15 protein-coding genes and 1 pseudogene are annotated in these 20,522 nt (G+C 68.6%); 11 read left to right on the forward strand and 5 right to left on the reverse strand.

Going from position 1 to position 20,522, the window contains the following annotated elements; all coding sequences use genetic code 11:
- From dnaK to sucD, 9 genes and pseudogenes are all read left to right on the forward strand, one after another.
- Positions 1-1,497, forward strand: a pseudogene (gene dnaK / locus NXI30_24210) (molecular chaperone DnaK).
- Between the two features lie 77 nt (positions 1,498-1,574).
- Complete coding sequence (locus NXI30_24215) at positions 1,575-2,138, forward strand: hypothetical protein (GenBank protein ID MCR9097335.1); 564 nt, start codon at positions 1,575-1,577, stop codon at positions 2,136-2,138.
- Positions 2,139-2,142: 4 nt separating this feature from the next.
- Complete coding sequence (locus NXI30_24220) at positions 2,143-3,090, forward strand: PAS domain-containing protein (protein MCR9097336.1); 948 nt, start codon at positions 2,143-2,145, stop codon at positions 3,088-3,090.
- A gap of 38 nt (positions 3,091-3,128) precedes the next feature.
- A complete protein-coding gene (locus NXI30_24225) occupies positions 3,129-4,571 on the forward strand; it encodes a YCF48-related protein (protein MCR9097337.1) in 1,443 nt (480 codons plus the stop codon).
- 131 nt (positions 4,572-4,702) lie between these two features.
- A complete protein-coding gene (locus NXI30_24230) occupies positions 4,703-6,148 on the forward strand; it encodes a sensor domain-containing diguanylate cyclase (protein ID MCR9097338.1) in 1,446 nt (481 codons plus the stop codon).
- 355 nt (positions 6,149-6,503) lie between these two features.
- On the forward strand, positions 6,504-8,339 hold the full coding sequence (gene aspS / locus NXI30_24235) for an aspartate--tRNA ligase (GenBank protein ID MCR9097339.1): 1,836 nt from the start codon (positions 6,504-6,506) through the stop codon (positions 8,337-8,339).
- A gap of 102 nt (positions 8,340-8,441) precedes the next feature.
- Entirely contained in the window at positions 8,442-9,371 is a 930-nt protein-coding gene (gene mdh, locus NXI30_24240) for a malate dehydrogenase (GenBank protein MCR9097340.1), read from the forward strand.
- A gap of 9 nt (positions 9,372-9,380) precedes the next feature.
- Positions 9,381-10,547, forward strand: a complete 1,167-nt coding sequence (sucC, locus tag NXI30_24245) for an ADP-forming succinate--CoA ligase subunit beta (GenBank protein ID MCR9097341.1) — start codon at positions 9,381-9,383, stop codon at positions 10,545-10,547.
- 4 nt (positions 10,548-10,551) lie between these two features.
- Positions 10,552-11,430, forward strand: a complete 879-nt coding sequence (sucD, locus tag NXI30_24250) for a succinate--CoA ligase subunit alpha (GenBank protein ID MCR9097342.1) — start codon at positions 10,552-10,554, stop codon at positions 11,428-11,430.
- 138 nt (positions 11,431-11,568) lie between these two features.
- Here the strand turns inward: sucD and NXI30_24255 are convergent, their stop codons facing one another.
- The 5 genes from NXI30_24255 to NXI30_24275 all read right to left on the reverse strand — a co-directional run bounded on the left by NXI30_24255 (position 11,569) and on the right by NXI30_24275 (position 18,112).
- A complete protein-coding gene (locus NXI30_24255; GenBank protein ID MCR9097343.1) occupies positions 11,569-11,967 on the reverse strand; it encodes a response regulator in 399 nt (132 codons plus the stop codon).
- A gap of 10 nt (positions 11,968-11,977) precedes the next feature.
- Positions 11,978-13,384: an ATP-binding protein gene (locus tag NXI30_24260; protein ID MCR9097344.1), complete on the reverse strand. Its 1,407-nt coding sequence runs from the start codon at positions 13,382-13,384 to the stop codon at positions 11,978-11,980.
- 540 nt (positions 13,385-13,924) lie between these two features.
- Complete coding sequence (locus NXI30_24265; GenBank protein ID MCR9097345.1) at positions 13,925-15,166, reverse strand: MFS transporter; 1,242 nt, start codon at positions 15,164-15,166, stop codon at positions 13,925-13,927.
- On the reverse strand, positions 15,154-16,179 hold the full coding sequence (locus NXI30_24270; GenBank protein ID MCR9097346.1) for a 2-oxoacid:ferredoxin oxidoreductase subunit beta: 1,026 nt from the start codon (positions 16,177-16,179) through the stop codon (positions 15,154-15,156). The genes NXI30_24265 and NXI30_24270 overlap by 13 nt, the downstream gene beginning before the upstream one ends.
- Positions 16,180-16,261: 82 nt before the next feature.
- A complete protein-coding gene (locus NXI30_24275; protein ID MCR9097347.1) occupies positions 16,262-18,112 on the reverse strand; it encodes a 2-oxoacid:acceptor oxidoreductase subunit alpha in 1,851 nt (616 codons plus the stop codon).
- A gap of 427 nt (positions 18,113-18,539) precedes the next feature.
- On the opposite strand from NXI30_24275, the gene NXI30_24280 reads away from it, so the two are divergent.
- Both NXI30_24280 and NXI30_24285 read left to right on the forward strand, forming a co-directional pair.
- Positions 18,540-19,580, forward strand: a complete 1,041-nt coding sequence (locus tag NXI30_24280; protein MCR9097348.1) for a hypothetical protein — start codon at positions 18,540-18,542, stop codon at positions 19,578-19,580.
- Positions 19,581-19,635: 55 nt separating this feature from the next.
- Entirely contained in the window at positions 19,636-20,472 is an 837-nt protein-coding gene (locus NXI30_24285) for a tetratricopeptide repeat protein (GenBank protein ID MCR9097349.1), read from the forward strand.
- Positions 20,473-20,522 lie beyond the last annotated feature (50 nt).

Here is a 20,522-nt window from a genome sequence, read left to right on the forward strand (position 1 = left end):
CTCGTCGGTCACCTGGCGAAGCGCCAGGCGATCACGAACGCGCGGGGGTACAAGACGACCCCCTCGATGTTCGGCATCTCGCAGGACGGCAAGCGCCTCGTCGGTCACCTGGCGAAGCGCCAGGCGATCACGAACGCGCGCAACACGATCTTCGCTTCGAAGCGGCTGATCGGTCGCCGCTTCGACGATCCGGAAGTCCAGAAGTCGATCGACCTCTGCCCCTACGAGATCGTCCGCGGCCCGAACGACGATCCCCGCATCAAGATCGGCGGCAAGACGTTCACGTGCCCCGAGATCAGCGGGATCATCCTGCGTGAGATGAAGCGGGTCGCCGAGGAGTACCTGTCGGAGACGGTGCAGGAAGCGGTGATCACGGTTCCCGCGTACTTCAACGACACCCAACGCCAGTGCACCAAGGACGCGGGCAAGATCGCCGGCCTCGAGGTGCTCCGGATCATCAACGAGCCCACGGCGGCGGCGCTCTCCTACGGCATGAACCGGCAGGGCGATGAGAAGATCGCGGTCTACGACCTCGGCGGCGGCACCTTCGACATCTCGATCCTCGAGATGAGCGATGGCGTGATCGAGGTCCTCGCGACCTCGGGCAACACCTTCCTGGGCGGCGAGGACTTCGATCGACGGATCGTCCAGCACCTCGTCGAGTGGTTCGAAGAGACCGAGGGCATGGACCTCCGCGGCGATACGATGGCGCTCCAGCGGCTCAAGGACGCGTCGGAGAAGGCCAAGTGCGATCTCTCGATGCGCGACGTCGTCGAGATCAACCTGCCCTTCATTGCGAGCGACGCCGAGGGCCCGCGCCACCTCAACTACGAATTGACCCGCGAGAACCTCGAGAGCCTCGTCCACGACGTGGTCGAGGGGACGCTCAAGAGCGTCGAGCAGTGCTGCGTCGACGCCGGCGTGCAGGCTCAGGACATCGATCAGGTCGTCCTCGTCGGCGGGCAGACGCGCATGCCGCTCGTCCAGAAGCGCGTGACCGAGTACTTCGGCAAGCGCCCGCACAAGGGCGTCAACCCGGACGAGGTCGTCGGCCTCGGTGCAGCGGTGCAGGCCGCGGCGCTCCTCGACAGCGACAACGACATGCTGCTGCTCGACGTGACGCCGCTCTCGCTGGGCATCGGCACCTACGGGGGTCACTTCGCGCGGCTCATCGAGCGCAACACCACGGTCCCGGTCAGCAAGGGCCACATCTTCACGACCACGCGCGACGACCAGTCGGCGGTGAAGATCCGCGTCCTGCAGGGCGAGAGCGACATGGCGGCGGAGAACGACCTGCTCGGCGAGTTCGTGCTGTCCGGCATCCGCCCGGCGCCCAAGGGCGAGCCCGAGATCGAGGTCAGCTTCGACATCGACGCCAACGGCATCGTCTCCGTGTCCGCGCGCGACCTCGCGACCGGCAAGGAACAGTCGATCCAGGTCAGCTCGACGGGCACGCTCAGCGACGCCGAGATCGACGAGATCATCGAAGAGCACGATCTCTACGAGGTCCAGATCAAGGACTGATGCTCATTCGCTCCGACTCCGACGGGAGAGCGACGCCTCAGGGACGGCCGATGACCCAAGCGAACGAAGACAAGGTGGCGACCCTGCTCCAGCAGGGCCTCGAGAGCTACGGGACGGGCGACATCGCCCGCGCCTTCCTGCTCTGGAACGAGGTGCTCGAGCTCGACCCCGGCAACGAGGAAGCGCTCGACTACATGCGCGACGCCGACCGGCGCTCCAAGCCCCGAGGCGACACCGGAGACGGAGCGGTCGCGATCGTCGAGGAGGCGCGTCGACTCGCGCACAACGAGAACGAGGAGGCGGCCCTCGAGCTGCTGACGAGCATCTCGTCCGGTGGCGCGCTCGAAGCGGACGCGATGGTGGAGCTCCTGCGGGCGCGACTCTTCCGCCGCTACCAGATCGAACTCGGAGACCTCGCCCGGATTCCCCGCGTGGCGGGGGAGGGGGGCGACCTGCAGGCGCGGAATCTGCCCCCGTCGGCGGGCTTCCTGCTCTCGATGGTCGACGGCTCGACGCCGCTCTCCGACCTCGTGAGCGTGTCCGGCATGGACCGCTTCGAGGCCCTCCGTTCCATCCACCGAATGCTTCAGGCCGGCATCCTGGAGTGGGACTGACATCATGGGCGCTGAAGAAATCTCGCTGCTCGGCCACCTCGACGCTCCGATCCTCGTCGGTGATCCGGAAGGCTGCGTCGTCTACGCCAACCCGTCGTTCCGCGACCGCTTCTGCCAGATGTCGGGCGATCCGGTCGGCGAGCCCCTCGCGATGGTCTTCGGCGGGGGCGCCCGCGAAGTCGTGCTGACCGCGACCGCTCAGGTCCTCCAACGGGGCCAGCCCTCTCGCCTGCAGATCCGCGAGGGTGGGCACGCCTACACCGGGTTGTGTTCACCGATCGAAGCCGAAGACGACCGCGTCGGCGTCGTCATGGTCATGCTCGAGGAGCACTCGAACGAGGAGCATCTGACGAGCCTCGCCGACGAGCTCGGGGAGCCGCTCTCGGACGCGCTCCAGGCGATGAGCGCCCTGAACGCGGAGCTGGACGGGCGCCTCAACGATCGCCAGCAGCAGCTCATGCTGAGCGGGATCCATCAGATGGAGACCGCTCAGAAATGGCTGCGCGAGCTGTCGATGGCGCTGCGCGGCGGAAAGGCCCAGCAGGGGCGCTTCGACGTGTCGAGCTCGATCCTCCGCGTGACCGAGCGGATCTCCCAGGAGATTCCCTCGAGCGTCGATCTCGACGTGCTGATGCCGCCGAACCTGCCGCGGGTCTCCGGGGCCACGGTCGTCTTCGAGCGCTTGCTCTCGCAGCTCGTGCGTCAGCGGATCGACGAGTCCCGCCCGGAACAGCCGATCACGATCCTGGCGCGCACGATCGGAGGGGACCGCCCGTCGGGCGTGCTGGTCTCGGTGGTCGACGTCCCCGAGCCCGATCGTCGCGGGCCCACGGGTCACCCCCCGGAGAGCGTCCAACAGGGCCTCGGCCAGATGGGGGGCGAAGCGGTCTGCGTCGAGGACGGGAGCCTCGGCCGCGTGACTTCGATGCGTCTCGCCGTCGCGAGCGCCTAGCCGCGCATTCGCGGCCCACGGGACTATCCTTGGTCGCGATGCCCTGGTCGCCTTCGATGTCGTCTCGCGTCCCGTCCGGCCGGACGGCGTGTGCGATCGCGGCCGTGCTCTGGCTCGTCGGGTGCGCGGGCGACGAAGACGCCGGTGCGCCGGACGGCCCGCCGGAGTGGCCGACGGGGGACCTGGTGGCGGTGGCGGCCCCGGCCTCCGACGTCGTCCTCGTCGCGACGCGTGCGGGGCGGATCCTTCGCAGCGTCGACGGTGGCGAGACCTGGTCGCGCACGCGGACACCCGCGTCCGACGGACTCTCGGACGTGGCCATGGTCGACGCCGACCGGGGCTGGGCGGTCGGGCCCGGAGCGATCCTGCGGACCGATGACGGTGGCGCGCGCTGGGAGCGGCAGCGACTCCCGGGGCGAGCGGCGGATTGGCCGTTGGTCGCGGTGGCGGCGGTGGATGCCGAGCTCGCCGTGGCCGTCGGCGAAGACGGCCGCTGGCTGACGACGAACGACGGCGGCGGGGTCTGGCGGGCCCCGGCTCGGGCAGGGGACGCGGAGCCGACGGATCCGGGGCGATTCGCGGCCGTCGCCTGCGCGCGCGTTCCGCCCTCGAAGTGCTGGGCGGTCGGGGATCGGGTCGTCGAGATCGATCCCGCGAGGAACGAGTTCGCCGTCCGTGCCCTCGCAGATGCCGCCGGTCTGTCGCCGTTCCGCTTCCGCCTCGGCGGCGTCGAGCTGTCGGACGAAGACGTGGATCGACTCCGCGCGGCGGCCAGGCTCCTTGCGCCACGCTCCGTCGAGTGGCAGGTCGAAGCCGCGGTCACGCGGGAGGAACGCCGGCGCTACGCCGAGGATCAGGACCCGAGTGCGCTCTTCGATCGGATCGAGGCGCGGGTCGGCGAGATCGTCGGACATCTCGAAGCGGCGGGGGTCGCCAGCGAGCGGATCACCGTCCTCGGTACGCCACCCTGGGGCTACGAGGATCATCTCGCCGACGATCCCGCCTTTCTCGATCGCTACTGGCAGGGGCGTCTCGCACCCGTGCCCTCGGCGTCGGTTCGGGCGAGCGAATCGGTCGATCTGCGTGCGGTGATCGCGACGGGCGACGGAATCCTCGTGAGCGATTCGGAAGGCCGCGTCTTCGAAGCAGAGGGCGAGGTCGCGCCGTTGGCGTTCGTCGAACGCGCAGCGCCCCACGGCCTGCTGGCGATGGCGCGGACGCGAGAGCGGGTCGTGGCCGTCGGCCGGCAGGGCGGGGTCCTGGTCCTGCGCCGAAGCCGCCCGGGGCTCGGCGTCGAGCCCGCGACCGTCGTCGGCCCGGGCGGGGCCCTCTTCGAGACGCTGCGCGACGTGGCCTTCGTCCCGGGGAGCGAGATCGGATGGACGGTCGGGGATGCCGGCCGGATGGCGCGTACGGGGGATGGCGGCGACGCGTGGCGGCGCCTCGAAGCGCCGAAGGCCGCGGAGACCGTGTCTGAATGAGGCTCGAACCCCTCGACTCAAGCCGATCGGGATCTTTTCCGATAATTCGGTAATCGTTGGCTTTCCGCGGGGAGTTGCCGGTTCGTTGCCGGAGACTCGCCGGTTGGCCCATGGATGGGGAGGTCCCCCGCATGTCCGAGCTCGACTCCGATCCGCGCGCCCTGATCCCCGTCCTGCTGGTGGGCGAGGGCGCGGAGTCGATCGCCTCGACGCTCGTTGCGGGACTCGTCGCCGGCGGGCAGGCCCATCGTTTCTCCTGCGCACCGTTTCCGACTTCGGCCTCGGCCGCCGACGCTTCGCGGGGCGCGCCCTATCTGATCCTGGTGGGCCTCGGCGCCGACGCCGACGCGATCCTCGAGGATCGGGTCTGGGCGGAGTGGCGGCGACCGGGGGCCGCGATGGCCCGGATCGCGCTGTCCGACCACGTCGCGTCGGCGGATGCCGGCGAGACCCCGCCGCCGTCGCGCGCGGGGGAGCTCGAGACCTATCGGCTGCCGATGGCGCAGGCGGAGGCGCTCCCGATGGCGACGATCGTCGTCGCCCAGCTCCTCGAGGCGGAACGCTCGCGTTCCGAGCTGCACAGCCAGCTCGAGACGGAGCGCGCCTGTGAGCCGCTCGCCCAGTGTCTCGAGCCGGGGAAGATCTATCCGATGACCCTCGAGCTCCTGCTCGAGCGCCTCGACTGCCGCCGCGGCATCGCCTTCTTCTCGCCCAGCCCCGCGCCCCAGGGCGCGGGTGTCGCGGCCCGAGGCTTCGACCCCGAGACCCGCGACCGCCTCTCGCGCTTCCTGATCGAAGAGAAGAGCCTCGAGTCGACCATGGGACGGGGCGACGTCGGCGTCGTGCCCTGGGGGCCACTGAACCACGTCCTCGGCCAGGTCGGCCTCGAATCGCCGGGCGCGCTGCTCTCGGTGCCGCTTCGGGGCGACGATCGCGAAACCGGCCACGTCTGGATCCTGTCGGAAGGCCGTCGCTTCGACGACGCGGACCTCGAGACTGCGCGGACGATCGCGCGCCGGGCGAGCGCCGCCCTCGGCACCGCCGAGCGGTACCACCACGCCAAGGAGCGCGCCTTCATCGACGACGTGACGGGCGTCTACAATGCGCGCTACCTGCTGGCGACCGTCGACAACGAGATCCAGCGCGCAGAGCGCTACGGCAACCCGCTCTCGGTGCTCTTCCTGGATCTCGATCGCTTCAAGCTCGTGAACGATCGCTACGGCCACCTGATCGGCTCGGACACGCTCCGGACGCTGGCGAAGCTCCTGCGGGAGTGCGTGCGCCAGGTCGACACCCTCGCGCGCTACGGCGGCGACGAGTTCACGATCCTGCTCGTCGACACGCCCCATGCGGTCGCCCTCAAGGTCGCCGAGCGGATCCGCGCCGCGGTCGAGTCCCATCTCTTCGAGGCGGGAGCACAGGGGACGCTCCAGCTCACGATCTCCATCGGCGTCGCCACCTGCCCGAACCACGGGGACACCCGGGAGCCGCTGCTCGACGCGGCGGACAAGGCGATGTACCGCGCCAAGAGCGACGGGCGGAACAGGGTCGCCTCGGCGAACGATCTCCCGGACTGAGTCGCGCCACGCGCATCCGCGATCGCGCTTCCGGGAGGGCTCGAAACCGATTGACAGCAATCGGCCCCGTTGCTATCCAACTCGCCGATTTCTCGACGTTTTCCGGCTTCGGAGCCCCCCCGGCCACCTCGACCAGCCCGCCCCCCTGCCAGGCCTCGGCGCCCTCCCTCGGAGAGGCCCGGACGCCGCGCGGAAGCGACGCGCGGACGAGCCTGGCGCGGGGCCCTGGCACCGGCAAACCGTCCCTCTGACCACCCGATGATCCGCGCCTGCCAGGCACGGGCCCGACCAGGCCCGGACGCCGCTCGTACGCGGGCCAGCCAACCGCCTCGACCAAGAGACCCCGGGAGCCGAGATGAGCACGCAGAGCGTCGAGCTCGATGGAATGGGATCGCTCCGGCGCACGCACAAGTGCGGCGAGCTCGCGAGCGACGCAAGGAAGGGGTCGGTCACGGCATCGGTCGGCGACGAAGTCGTCCTCTGCGGTTGGGTCAACGTCCGTCGGGACCACGGCGGCGTCATCTTCATCGACCTGCGCGACAAGACCGGCATCGTCCAGGTCGTGTTCCGCCCCGAGTCCGCCCCGGAGGCCCACGAACGCGCCCACCGCCTGCGCAACGAGTGGGTCCTCATGGTCCGCGGCGAGATCGAAGAACGCTCGGAGGAGACGATCAACCCGAACATGCCGACGGGCACGATCGAGGTGAACGTCCGCGAGCTGCGCATCCTCAACTCGGCGACGGTCCCGCCCTTCTCGATCGAGGAAGAGACCGAGGTGGACGAGCAGGTGCGGCTCAAGAACCGCCTGCACGACCTCCGGCGACCCCCGCTCCAGCGCGCGCTCCAGGCGCGTCACGACCTCTCCCAGGCCGTGCGCGCCTCCCTGAACGAGCAGGACTTCACGGAGATCGAGACGCCGATCCTCGCGCGGGCCACGCCCGAGGGCGCCCGCGACTTCCTCGTGCCGTCCCGGCTCCAGCCCGGCGACTTCTACGCGCTCCCGCAATCGCCCCAGATCATGAAGCAGCTCTTCATGATCGGCGGCTGCGACCGCTACTACCAGATCGCTCGCTGCTTCCGGGACGAGGACCAGCGCGCCGACCGTCAGCTCGAGTTCACCCAGGTCGACCTCGAGCTCTCCTTCGTCGGCGTGGAGGAGATCCTCGCCGTCCTCGAGAAGACGACGGTCGACGGCTCCCGCGCCTGCGGTGTCGAGCTCGAAGCGCCCTTCAAGCGGATCACCTACCAGGAGGCGATGGACCGCTACGGCTCCGATCGCCCGGACACGCGGATCCTGCTCGAGCTGGTCGACCTGACCGACGTCTTCGCGACCAGCGAGTTCAAGGCCTTCAAGGGCGTCGTCGAGGATGGCGGAATCGTGAAGGCGCTGCCGATCGCCGACGCCAAGGAGCTCACCCGCGGCGAGATCGACCGCCTCGAGAAGAGGGTCCGCAAGGAGCTGGGTGCTGCGGGCCTCGGCTGGATCCGGGTCGAGGACGACGGCGAGTGGAAGTCGCCGATCACGAAATTCCTCGGCGAGCCGGAGCTCGCGGCGATCCAGGAGCGCTGTAAGGCGTCGCCCGGCATGGTCATCTTCTTCCAGGCGGACACGAAGGATCGCGCGAACACGATTCTCTCTCGCCTCCGCGAGGATCTCGGCGTCCGGCTCGGCCGCGTGGACGGGCGCGACTGGGACCCGCTGCTCGTGGTCGACTTCCCGCTCCTCGAGCCCGACGAGAACGGCAAGCTCGGCTACGTCCACCAGCCCTTCGTGGCGCCGGTCGAGGAGGACATCCCGCTCCTCGAGACGGAGCCCGAGAAGGTCCGCGGGACCCACTACGACGTCGTGCTGAACGGGACCGAGCTCGGCTCCGGCTCCCTTCGTAACCACCGCGCGGACATCCAGCGCCAGATCCTCGAGATCATGGGGTACAGCGAAGAGGAGATGGAGAAGAGCTTCGGCTTCATGCTCGACGCCCTCGAGACCGGCGCGCCGCCCCATGGCGGATTCGCGTTCGGCTTCGATCGCTGGGTCATGAAGCTGATCGGGGTCGACAACCTGCGCGACGTGATCGCCTTCCCGAAGACCCAGCGCGGACAGGATCTGCTGATGGCGGCGCCGTCGGGCGTCGACGCGGATCAGCTCGACGAGCTGTCGCTGCGGGTCAGGTTGCAGACGAAGAAGGATTGATGCGGCCCGAGCAAGGAGCCGCAAAGCACGTTTTTCTACACGAAGAAGGGTCGGGGCGTTCTCCTCGGCCACCCAACCGAACGAAATCTGGAGAGGGGACGAATGGCGAAGCCGAAGATCGCATTGATCGGGGGTGGAAACATCGGTGGCGTGCTCGCGGAGCAGGCTGCCTACCGCGAGCTCGGAGACGTGATCATCTTCGACGTCGTCGAGGGCATGCCGCAGGGCAAGGCGCTCGACATGGCCGAGGGTGCACCGCTCGTCGGCAGCGACGCGAAGATCACGGGCGTGAACGACTACGAGGGGATCGCCGGGGCCGATGTCGTGATCATCACGGCGGGCCTCGCGCGCAAGCCCGGCATGAGCCGCGATGATCTGCTCAAGACGAACCTGTCGATCATGAAGCAGGTCGCCGCGGGCGTGCGCGACAACGCGCCGGACGCCTTCGTGATCGTGATCTCGAACCCGCTCGACGCGATGGTCTACACCTTCAAGGAGGTCTCCGGCTTCCCGAAGAACCGCGTGATCGGGATGGCGGGCGTTCTCGACTCGACCCGCTTTCGCAGCTTCATCGCCTGGGAGCTCGGCGTCTCGGTCAAGGACGTGACGGCGCTGGTCCTCGGTGGCCACGGCGACACGATGGTCCCGCTCGTGCGGTACACGACGGTCGCCGGCATCCCGGTCGAGAAGCTGATCTCGAAGGACAAGATCGACGCGATGGTCGAGCGGACCAAGGGGGCGGGCGGCGAGGTCGTCGCCCTCCTCAAGACCGGGTCGGCCTTCGTCTCGCCGGCGGTGTCCGCCCTCGAGATGGCCGAGTCCTACCTCAAGGACAAGAAGCGCGTCCTCGCTTGCGCCTGCCTCTGCGAAGGCGAGTACGGCGTCGACGGTCTCTACGTGGGCGTTCCGTGCGTGATCGGCGCAGACGGCCTCGAGCGCATCATCGAACTCGACCTGAACGAAGAAGAGAAGAAGGCGTTCGACGAGTCCGTCGATCACGTCCGCAAGCTCGTCTCCGAAATCGAGCTCTAGGAGTCCCCAATGAACGTTCATGAGTATCAGGCGAAGGAGCTCTTCCGGGAGTTCGGCGTGGCGGTGCCCGAAGGCGAGCTGGCCACGACGCCGGAAGAGGCGGAACGCGCCGCGAAGAACCTCGGGACGCCCGTGGTCGTCGTGAAGGCGCAGGTCCACGCGGGTGGCCGCGGCAAGGCCGGCGGCGTCAAGGTCGTGAAGAGCCCCGCCGAGGCGAAGGCGGCGGCGAGTGAGATCCTCGGGATGACGCTGCACACGCCGCAGACGCCGCCGGAAGGCAAGCTGGTCCGCAAGGTCTACGTCGAGGCGGGCAGTAACATCAAGGACGAGCTCTACCTGGCGATCCTCTTCGATCGCGCGGCGGAGAAGTTCGCGATCGTGGCTTCGACCGAGGGCGGCATGGAGATCGAGGAGGTCGCTGAGCGGACTCCCGAGAAGATCCTGACCGTGCTGGTCGACCCGAACGTCGGGCTCCGAGACTACCAGACCCGCGATCTCGGCTTCCAGCTGGGCTTCGACAAGGCGCTGGTCGACAAGCTCGTGCCCTTCGTGCGTGGGCTCTTCAATCTCTTCATCGAGAAGGATTGCTCCCAGGTCGAGATCAACCCGCTGATCGTGACGGAAGAGGGCGACCTCTTCGCGATCGACGGCAAGGTCAACTTCGATTCGAACGCGCTCTACCGACACCCCGACATCGCGGCACTCCGCGATCCCGAGGAAGAGGATCCGCGCGAGCGTGCAGCGGCCGAGATCGACCTCGCATACGTCGGTCTCGACGGATCGATCGGCTGCATGGTGAACGGCGCCGGCCTCGCGATGGCGACCCTCGACATGATCCACCACTGCGGCGGTACGCCCGCGAACTTCCTGGACGCCGGTGGCGGCGCGGACAAGGAGAAGGTGAAGGAAGCCTTCAAGCTGATCCTCCGGGACGAGAACGTGAAGGCGATCCTCGTGAACATCTTCGGCGGCATCGTCCGCTGCGACCTGATCGCCGAAGGCGTCGTGGCCGCGGCCGACGAGCTCGGCGTCGAGGTCCCGCTGGTCGTGCGCCTGCAGGGCACGATGGCGACGGAAGGGCGCGAGATCCTCGCCCAGTCGAATCTCAACATCACGCCGGCCGAGACGCTCAAGGAAGCGGGCGAGTTCGCCGTCGCCGCCGTGAAGGGAGCCTGACCCGATGGCGATCCTCTGCGACAAGAACACCAAGCTCATCATCCAGGGCATGGGCAACATGGGCACGTTCCATGCCGGCCTCTCCCGCGAGTACCACACGCAGGTCGTCGGCGGCGTGCACCCGGGCAAGGGGGGGACCGAGAAGGACGGGATTCCGATCTTCGACACGGTCGCCGAAGCCAAGGCCGCCACGGGCGCCACCGCGAGCTGCATCTTCGTGCCGCCGCCCGGTGCCGCGGACGCGATCCTCGAGGCGGCGGAGAACGAGCTGGAGCTCACCGTGTGCATCACGGAGGGCATCCCGGTCGTCGACATGGCGCGAGCGAAGGCCGCGCTCCGCGGGAGCAAGACCCGACTCCTCGGCCCGAACTGCCCCGGCGTCGTGACGCCCGAGCAGTGTCGGATCGGCATCATGCCCGCGGCGATCACACGTCCCGGACCGGTCGGTGTCGTGTCCCGCTCGGGCACGCTGACCTACGAAGCGGTCGACCAGCTCTCGCGTCTCGGCATCGGCCAGTCGACCTGCGTCGGGATCGGTGGTGACCCGGTCATCGGCACGAACTTCATCGACGCCCTCACGCTCTTCCAGGCAGACCCCGAGACCAAGGCGGTCGTCATGATCGGCGAGATCGGCGGTTCGGCGGAGGAAGAGGCCGCGGAGTTCGTGAAGTCGAACATGGACAAGCCGGTCGCCGCGTTCATCGCGGGCCAGAACGCTCCGCCCGGCAAGCGCATGGGCCACGCCGGCGCGATCATCGCCGGCGGCAAGGGAAAGGCCAGCGACAAGATGGCCGCCCTCGAGGCCAACGGCGTCGCCGTGTCGCCTTCGCCCGCCGAGATCGGCGAGACGCTGGCCAAGCACGCGCCGGGCCTCGCCGGCTAGACGGATCCGGCTCGACGGAGAGCGCCCCGATCGGATGCCGCCGCTTCCCTTCAGCACGTGGGGGAGCGAGCGGCACTCGCTCGGTTCGCGCGCGCCCGGCCGGCCGCGCAAAGTTCGACCCGCCGGGCGCCGGCGGACTCAGTCGAGCAGCTTGCACAGCTCGACGATCATTCCTTCGTCCAGCGGCTTGTTCCAGAACTCCGCGACCAGGGGATGCTGGGCGGCCCTTGCTCGGTCGCTCGGATGGATCGAAGTCGTGAGTACGACGACGACCACACCGACCTTCGCGGCGGCGTCGCCCATGGCGGTCAACGCCTCGAGGAATTCGAAGCCGTCCATCCGCGGCATCCGTAGATCGAGCAGGATCACGTCGATCACGGGGCAGTCGTCGGACTGCAGAAACGCCAGGGCGAGATCCGCCGCTTCCATCTGGATCAGGTTCTCGACGCGGCCCGAACGCTCGACGACGCGCGCGTAGAGCATCTGGTCGACCTCGTCGTCGTCGATGATCATCAGGGTGCCGATCGATTCGACCATGGATCCCTCCTCAGGGCGAGCCGTTGCACGGTCCGTTCCGCGTGCGACGGGGAACGTGATCCGGAACGGTCACGGTGAAGGCTGAGCCGGGCGCGGGCGGGTGGGAGTCCACCGCGATGGAACCGCCGTGGTTGACGGCAACCCGGGCACAGATGGCCAGGCCCAGACCGGAGCCGGCGATCTCCGACGGGCCCTCGAGACGCTGGAACATCTCGAAGATCCTGCCATGGAACTCCGGTGCGATTCCGCGTCCGTTGTCGGCCACACGGATGTCGACGCGACGGCGATCGGCCGACCGCGCGGCAGCGATGTGAACCTGGCAGGATGCCTCGGGTCGACGGTACTTGACGGCGTTGGCGATCAGGTTCTGCAGCAGCAGGCGAATCTGAAGCGGATCGGCCTCCATCACGGGCATGTGGGGCGCCACGATGACCTCGGCCTCGGCTTCCTGGATGTCCGACTCGAGCGCGGCCACCACCTCCTGACAGACGGCGTTGAGGTCGGTGCGCTCGAGCCGGAACTGCTCCTCGCCCGCGAGCTGCGCATAGTCCAGTACGTCGGCGATCAAGGTCTGGGCTCGCGCCAGCACCCCGTCGGCCTTGTCCAGCATCGCCTTGTCCTGGAGCGCAAGTTCCCGCGTCGGGTGATCTCGTACTTCACGCAGCAGCATGCGCGCCGTGTTGCTGGGCGCTTTCATGTCGTGCGTCAACGCGTATGAGAACGACCGCAGGTCGTCGTTCGCGTGCGTCAGCTCGAGGTTCTCCCGAGTCAACACCTGCGAGTATCGCCGCCGAACCTGGTCGACACGCGCGGCCAGGTACAACCCCACCAGCAGCAAGACCGCGATCAAGGTCAGGTCGAGCGCGATCAGACGATTGAATTGCCGGTACTCTTCCCGGAGCTTCGTGTCCAAGGCCGACAAGACATCGGCGAGACTCCGCAACGCCGCGTCATCCGATACGCGCACGAGCGCGTCCAGATCGCGCGCGGTCAGTCCCCGATCATGCTCCGCCAGGATCCGGAGTCTCTCGCCGTACTCATCGAACGTTCGGCGCACTTTCTCCAGGTCGCCTGCGACACCCAGCGCTCGCAACCGCTGCTCGAGATCGACCAGCTGGCGCTGCACGTCGGCGAGCTCGCGCTGGGCCCGATGGAGGTAGACGGGCTCGTTCGGCCGCAATACGGCGTTCTTGAAGTGGTGGATGAAGCCGCCGTATCCGATGGTGCGGTCGAATCGCCGGGAAGCCTCGGCCAGCGCCGTCGCTTGCTGGTGCTGCTCCGCCTGTCGCAGTGACAAGGTGATGGAAGCCGCGATCAGGAGAACGGTCGCGCCACCGACGAGAACGAGGCTCGGTGACGCGCCGAAGATTCTGATCGAGTCGCCCGTCGGCTCGTAAGCGTCCGCTTGCGCGTCCATGGCGGGCGATCAAGCCTCGCTTCGAGCCGCATGCGCGTTCGAGCGAAGGGAAGTCGTCGAGCAACGCGGACGGGGTCGAACGGACACGAGTCGTGGCTGATGGCGTACGCGGATTCGCGGCTCCTGGGATCTGGCGCGTGTAGAGTCCACTGTCATTGGACGTGATCCAGCGCGGTTTCATTCTGGGTCATCGGGTGTGCCAGGCCGAGACTGTATGCACATTACCGTCCAGATCCCTGGACCGAGTGCAAGTTCCGGGTGGGGCGTCTCGATCAGCCCGTGGCCGACGGGATGAGAAGGGTGATCGCCGCCTAGCACGGATTCGGCTCGGAGCGGGGTGTCGCGTGGGGATCGATCGTTCGGTTGGGCAGTGCCCTGGGTGTCGTCGATCGGGGGTGCCCTGGGCTGATCGCGCCGGCCCCGGAGTGCGCCGTCGTGAATGCATGCCGGGGGCCCAGGGCTTTCTCGACCACTTGGGCGGATCGCTCGGGTCGCTTTGGCCTGAATCCCGTCTCGAGGACGGAATCACCTGGTCGCCCTTCAGTCGAGGGCGTGGAGGCGGCCCATCGACCAATGCCCGACGGTGGCGAAGCCGACGAGCGCCGTCCCGTAGCCGGCCACGACGAAGGGCAGACCGAGCAGGTCGCCGAGCACGCCGCCGAGCTGGGCGCCGGCGGCCATGGAGAGGATGATCGTCATCAGCTGGAGCGAGGTGACCCGACCGCGGTAGGCGTCGGGCACGTGGCTCTGGATCGCCATCGTGACCGAGATGTTCACGAGGACGTGGGCAACGCCCGTGATCGCGAAGCCGGCCAGCGCGACCCGGAAGTCGCCGGTCGCCGCGACGACGAAGAGCCCGCCGCCGTAGAGGACGAGGCCGGCGCGCACGAGGACGGATCCGCGGAATCGCTCCCCCACGTAGGCGAGGCTGACGCTCGCGAGGACCGCGAAGATCCCGATCGAGGCGACGAGCAGGCCGAGTCCGGCGTCGTCCACGAAGAAGACCCGCTCGGTCAGCCCCTTTGCCAGCTGCTGAACGCTCATGCCGAAGGCGGAGCTCATGGCGATCGTGATGAGGGAGTGGCGCAGGGCAGGGCTCCGCCAGGTGACCCGCGCCGCCGCGACGATCTCCACGAAGACGTTCGTGGCCTCCGCCCGCGGGACGGGGCGAGGCCGGATCAGGCAGAGCACGAGGAAGAGCGGGAGGTGGGCGAAGGCGTTCACGAGGAAGGCCGCTGGCGCGTCCCAGGTGGCGAGGACCCAGCCGGCGACCGCGGGGCCGATCGCGCGGGAGGCGTTGAACTGGATGGCGTTCAATCGGTAGGCGGGTCGGACCGCGTGCTCGGGGACGATGTCGGCGACCAGCGCCTGATAGGCGGAGAGGTTGATCGAGGAGGCGAGGCCGTTGGCGGCGGTCAGCGAGAAGAGGCGCGGGATCGTGAGCTCCGGGTCCTGGCTCGCCTGCACCAGCAGGAGCGCGAGCAGGACCTGTGCCGCGAGTGCGACGAGGAGCACGACGCGCTTCGAATAGCGGTCGGCCCAGACGCCGCCCAGCGGCGATCCCACGAACGAGGGCAGGTTCGCGACGGCCGCGGCGGTGCCGACGAGGGTGACCGACTCGCTGAGCTCCCAGACCAGGACGGGCACCGCGAGGGTGAGCATCCAGTTCGCGGACGAGGAGAGACCCCCCATCGTCCAGCAGGCGAGGAAGGACCTCGAGGTGAAGGGAGCGAGCGGTCCAGCAGGTCGCGGCGGGCCGGCGGCCGGAGCTAGATCTGCCAGGTGTCGCCCGAGTGCAGCAGCGCCTTCAGGTCGCCCTTGCCCCGCTCCGCGATCGCGGAGTCGACCTGGGCCTGGAGATCGTCTTCGTAGGTCGGCTTCTCGACGGCCCGGAGGACGCCCACCGGGAGCGGGAAGTCCGGGCGCTGGAGCGTCGCGAGGACCCCCGCGTAGGAGGCGGCCGGAGCCTGCTCGTCGTGGACGACCACGCCCTTCGCGACCGGATCGTCGTCGTCGGCGAGGTCGATCACGCTCGGAATGCCGCTGCTGAAGGCGATGCCCTTCTTCTCGCCGGGCGGGCCGAAGACGAGCGGCTCGCCGTGCTCGAGCACGAGGGAGGACTGCGCGCGGGTCTTGCGATCCTGGAGCTCGTCCCAGATGCCGTCGTTGAAGACGGGGCAGTTCTGCAGGATCTCGACGAAGGCCGTGCCCTTGTGCTCGTGGGCGCGCTTCAGGACCTGCTGCATGTGCTTCGCGTCGACGTCGATCGTGCGCGCGATGAACGTCGCGCCGCAGCCGAGGGCGAAGCTGATCGGATCGATCGGGTGGTCGATCGCGCCCTGGGGCGTCGACTTCGTCTTCGTCCCGATGTCGGAGGTCGGGGAGTACTGGCCCTTCGTGAGGCCGTAGATCTTGTTGTTGAAGAGCAGGATCTGCGTGTTCACGTTGCGGCGGATCGTATGGAGCAGGTGGTTGCCGCCGATCGACAGGCCGTCGCCGTCACCGGTCACGATCCAGACCGAGAGGTCCGGGTTGCTCGCCTTGATCCCCGTCGCGAAGGCGGGCGCGCGGCCATGGATCGTGTGGAAGCCGTAGGTGTTCATGTAGTAGGGGAAGCGGCTCGAGCAGCCGATTCCGGAGACGAAGACGACGTTTTCACGCGGGACCCCGAGCTCGGGCATCACGCGCTGGACGTTGGCGAGGATCGAGTAGTCCCCGCACCCGGGGCACCAGCGGACGTCCTGGTCCGAGACGAAATCCTTGCGGGAAACCTTGACCGCCGCGTCGGCTGCCATAACGAATCTCCTGGCGCGCGTGGCGCCGTTGGTCCTGTCCGCGCCGAAGGGCGCAAGAAAAAGAGTGCGTGAGCCCGGGTGGCTAGCGGTTGTAGAGCTCGGTGATCGCGTCCATCAGCTCGGAGATCTTGAAGGGCTGGCCTTCGATCTTGTTGAGCATCTGGACGTCGACCAGGTACTTGCTGCGGAGCAGCATCGCGAGATGGCCGTCGGAGAGCTCCGGCAGCAGCACCTTGCTGAAGCGACCGAGGACCTCGCCGAGGTTGCTCGGGAAGGGGTTCAGGTGGCGCAGATGGATCTGCGAGACCGACATGCCCTGTTCCCGAGCTCTCTCGCAGGCGGCGGTGATCGAGCCCTTGGTGCCGCCCCAGCCGACGACGAGGAGCTCGCCGCTGTCGGGGCCGTCCACCTCGACCGGCGGGAGGTCCGCCGCGATGCCTTCGATCTTGTCCTTGCGGAGCTGGATCATCTTGCCGTGGTTGTCCGCCTCGTAGCTGACGTTGCCCGAGCCGTCGGCCTTGGTCAGACCCCCGATCCGGTGTTCGAGGCCCGGCGTTCCCGGGATCGCCCACGGCCGCGCGCCGGTCTCCGGGTCGCGCGAGTAGGGCAGGAACTCACCGATGTCGATCGGGTTGGCGAACTGGATCTCCGTCCGCTCGAGCGAGTCGACGTCGGGGATCAGCCAGGGCTCCGCCGAGTTGGCGATGTAGCCGTCCGAGAGGATGACGACCGGCGTCATGTACTTGACCGCGATCCGGAACGCCTCGAGGGCGGTGTGGAAGCAGTCGCCGGGCGTGGACGCCGCGATGATCGGCAGCGGACTCTGGGAGTGTCGGCCGTAGAGGGCCGCCAGGAGGTCGCCCTGTTCGGTCTTCGTCGGCGAGCCGGTCGAGGGACCGGCGCGCTGGACGTTGATCGCCACCAGCGGGAGCTCCGTCATCACCGCGAGGCCGAGGGCCTCCTGCTTCAGGATGAAGCCGGGACCGCTCGAGACCGTGACCGCGAGGTTGCCAGCGAAGGCGGCGCCGATCGTCGACGAGACCGCCGCGATCTCGTCCTCGGCCTGGAAGGTCTTCACGCCGAAGTGGCGGAAGCGCGCGACCTCGTGGAGCACGTCGCTGGCCGGGGTGATCGGGTAGGCGCCGAGGAAGACTTCGCGGTCCATCTGGACGCCGGCGGCCACCAGGCCCCAGGCCAGCGCCTGGTTGCCCGTGATGTTCCGGTAGGTCCCGCTCTCGATCTTCGCCGACGGGACGATGAACGAGGTCGGGAAGAGCTCGGTGGTCTCGCCGAAGGCGTAGCCGGCGCGGAGCGTCCGGATGTTGCCCTCGAGGACCTGGTCCTTGAACTTGCCGGCGAGCCAGCGCTCGGTCGCATCCATCGGGCGTCCGTAGAGCCAGCAGAGCACGCCCAGCGCGAAGAAGTTCTTGCAGCGGTCGATGTCGCGGGACGACAGGTCGAGGCCCTGGAGTGCCTCACGGTTGAGCGTCGTGAAGGGGATCTCGACGAGGTTGTATCGCTCGCGAAGATCCGGGAGCGGGTCCCCCTCGTAGCCTGCGCGCTTCAGCGCCTTCTCGTTGAACGAGTCGATGTTGATGATCACCGTCCCGCCCGGACGCACGTCGTCGACGTTGGCGCGAAGCGCCGCGGGATTGAACGCGATCAGTACGTCGGGGCGATCCGCCGGCGTGTGGATGTCCCGGCTCGAGAAGTGGATCTGGAAGCCGGAGACCCCCGCCATCGTTCCGGCGGGCGCGCGGATCTCTGCGGGGAAGTCGGGGAACGTCGACAGATCGTTGCCGGCGAGGGCGGTCTCGTCGGTGAACTTCGTTCCGGTGAGCTGCATGCCGTCGCCGGAGTCTCCGGCGAATCGGATGGCGACGCTCTCGAGCTGTTCGGAGTTCTTGTGAGGCGCGGAGTCGGTTGCAGGCACGCTGGGCTGTCTCGCCGTCTCCGGACCGTGTCGTACCGGAGGCGTGGGCTGGGGAGCGCAGCGATGCGGAGGCCGCGCTCGTCGGTGATTCATCGTGCAGCCCGCGGGCGGCACACGTCGTGGGATTTTCTCTCCGGGGCGGGGGCGAATGCCGTATCCACCCCGTCTGGCTCGGGCCGATCGCGAAGCTTCGCGCACACGCGAACGCTCCACCGAGGATGATGCCTCGCGGCTCGAAAGGCTGCCGTGCCCGTGAGGGCCCGGCCTCTGGGGATTGTATCCCGCTGATCGGGGTGCGAAAGGTCCCCGGGACCGATCCAGGAGGCCGTCAGCGATCGGAAAACGGCTTGTCGGGTCGAGGGTTTCCGGCGCCTCGCTGCCACCCCGTGACGCTCAAGAATCCGGCCGGCGGGCCGATGCAGAAGGCATGTTCCGACGTCTTTCCGAGCCGCTGCCTCTCAGCGAGGCGAGCCTGCTGGCGCTGCGCCCCGCGCTCAACGCGCCGGTCCTCAACGTCGGATTCCTGCCCGTGGGCCCGGCCCGGGCCGCGATCGTCGCCTTCGGCGAGGAATGGGGCGGCATCGGGCTCGCGCTCGGCATCCGCTCGAACGAGTCGGGGCAGGTGGCAGTCTTCCGGAATCAGGAATCGATCGAGCCGGATGTGGCCGTCGCCACCGCCCTCGAGCCGATCCTCGCCGAAGCGGAGCGGATGGGATTCCTCTTCGACGAGGACATGGTGGCCAGTGCGGGCGACGGAACCGGGCGCGTCCAGGCAATGGAGCTCTGGGGGCGCCTCATGGGCGAGCTCGACCTCCCGCCGACGCCTCGCGCCGTACCGGCCGAGCCGGCAGCGCGCGAGTCGATCCGGCTCGCGGAGGAGCGCCCCGCTACGACCCCGCTTCCGCCGGCCTCCCCGACGACACCCGACTCTCCGCCGCCCACGGCGAAGGCCGCGAATCCGTCCCAGCCGCCCGCCGAAGGGCGGGCGCCCTCGTCCCTGCCGCCGGTCGCACCCGTCCGCAGAGCGGAGCCCCCGTCCCCGCCGCCGGCCGCGTCCGCGGTCGACCCGCCCGAATCCCACACGATGATTCTCGATGATCTCGTTCCCGAGCTCGACCTCGAGCTGGAAGGGGTGGTCGTCGAAGGGCAGACCTCGTCGCCTCGGGCATCACCCTCGCTGGAGGTGACGCAGGAGACGGAACGTCTGGAGGGCGCCGAACCGGCGCCCCGCAAGGCGAAGGGGGCGAAGGTCGAAGCCGCGTCGGGCCGGGTGGCGCCACCGCCGCCGCAGGTCCCGCCGCGACAGACGCTCTCGAAGTTCCGTCACGCCGAGGCGACGAGCGTGGATGAGAACGAGGCGACCCACGGCGGCAATCAGCTCGGGCGGATTCCGCTGGTGCGAGTGCGACGAGGACGCGATGGCGCGAAGAAGCCATCGACCCTCGCTCGGCTGCTCGCGAGTTTCTGAGGCCGTTCGGGGCGCGGGATGACCGCGACCCGGAGGTCCGAGAGAGGATTGGATCATGCAGGACCGAACTCCGTCGACGTCGACCGTCGCGCGTCGCGCGACGATGCTCGTGCTCGGATGTCTCTCGATGGCCGTGACCGCGGGCTGCGTCACGACGACCACCCCGGCCGAGGGTCCCGATCTCTACCAGGTGACCGAGGCCGAAGCGAAGCGCGATCTCGGCGTGGACTACCTGTCGACGAATCGCACGGGCATGGCGATTCGCGAGCTGATGCGCTCGCTCGAGCTCAGCGATCGCGATCCGAAGACGCACCTCTGGCTCGGCGAGGCCTTCCGCCGCAAGGGGCAGACCGAGGTCGCGGAGAACTACCTGCGCGACGCCATCAAGCTGTCGGACCGTCTCCGGGACGACGAGACCAAGCAGCAGGCCCAGCTGAACCTGTCGGCGCTGCTCTCCCAGCTCGGTCGCTACGAAGAGTCGCTCGAGTATTGCGAGGCGCTCGCCGCCGATCCGACGATCTCTACGCCCTGGCGACCGCTCTCGAACTGCGGCTGGGCGCTCATGAAGCTCGGCCGCCTCGACGAGGCCCGCTCGAAGTTCCAGGAAGCGCTCTCCTTCTTCCCGCGGTTCGGCCCGGCGCTCCTCAACCTCGGCATCCTCGAGGCGAAGCAGGGGCACACGGTGGCGGCGATCCGTTCCCTCCAGAAGGCGCTCGACTCCGGGCGTCTCAACGCATCCGGTCACGCGGAGGCGAACTACCGACTCGGCGAGCTCTTCGTCGGGCTCGGGCGGAGAGAGAAGGCCGTCGATCACTTCAAGGCGGCGGCCAAGATCGCGCCGGACGACGACTGGGGCTCGCAGTCCCAGGCCTACCTCGATCTGCTGCGCTGAACCCGCTCGTGTCGGGCGCCCGCTGCTACGCTTCGACGTGGTAGGCGGGG

It is taken from the genome of bacterium, assembly GCA_024742285.1.
GTDB lineage: Bacteria > Myxococcota_A > UBA9160 > UBA9160 > UBA4427 > UBA4427.

Excerpts from the sequence above, each read along its gene's own strand:
- NXI30_24215 (MCR9097335.1), top strand. The coding sequence starts at position 1,575 with ATGACCCAAGCGAACGAAGACAAGGTGGCGACCCTGCTCCAGCAGGGC.
- NXI30_24220 (MCR9097336.1), top strand. The coding sequence starts at position 2,143 with ATGGGCGCTGAAGAAATCTCGCTGCTCGGCCACCTCGACGCTCCGATC.
- NXI30_24225 (MCR9097337.1), top strand. The coding sequence starts at position 3,129 with ATGCCCTGGTCGCCTTCGATGTCGTCTCGCGTCCCGTCCGGCCGGACG.
- NXI30_24230 (MCR9097338.1), top strand. The coding sequence starts at position 4,703 with ATGTCCGAGCTCGACTCCGATCCGCGCGCCCTGATCCCCGTCCTGCTG.
- aspS (MCR9097339.1), top strand. The coding sequence starts at position 6,504 with ATGAGCACGCAGAGCGTCGAGCTCGATGGAATGGGATCGCTCCGGCGC.
- mdh (MCR9097340.1), top strand. The coding sequence starts at position 8,442 with ATGGCGAAGCCGAAGATCGCATTGATCGGGGGTGGAAACATCGGTGGC.
- sucC (MCR9097341.1), top strand. The coding sequence starts at position 9,381 with ATGAACGTTCATGAGTATCAGGCGAAGGAGCTCTTCCGGGAGTTCGGC.
- sucD (MCR9097342.1), top strand. The coding sequence starts at position 10,552 with ATGGCGATCCTCTGCGACAAGAACACCAAGCTCATCATCCAGGGCATG.
- NXI30_24255 (MCR9097343.1), bottom strand. The coding sequence starts at position 11,967 with ATGGTCGAATCGATCGGCACCCTGATGATCATCGACGACGACGAGGTC.
- NXI30_24260 (MCR9097344.1), bottom strand. The coding sequence starts at position 13,384 with ATGGACGCGCAAGCGGACGCTTACGAGCCGACGGGCGACTCGATCAGA.
- NXI30_24270 (MCR9097346.1), bottom strand. The coding sequence starts at position 16,179 with ATGGCAGCCGACGCGGCGGTCAAGGTTTCCCGCAAGGATTTCGTCTCG.
- NXI30_24280 (MCR9097348.1), top strand. The coding sequence starts at position 18,540 with ATGTTCCGACGTCTTTCCGAGCCGCTGCCTCTCAGCGAGGCGAGCCTG.
- NXI30_24285 (MCR9097349.1), top strand. The coding sequence starts at position 19,636 with ATGCAGGACCGAACTCCGTCGACGTCGACCGTCGCGCGTCGCGCGACG.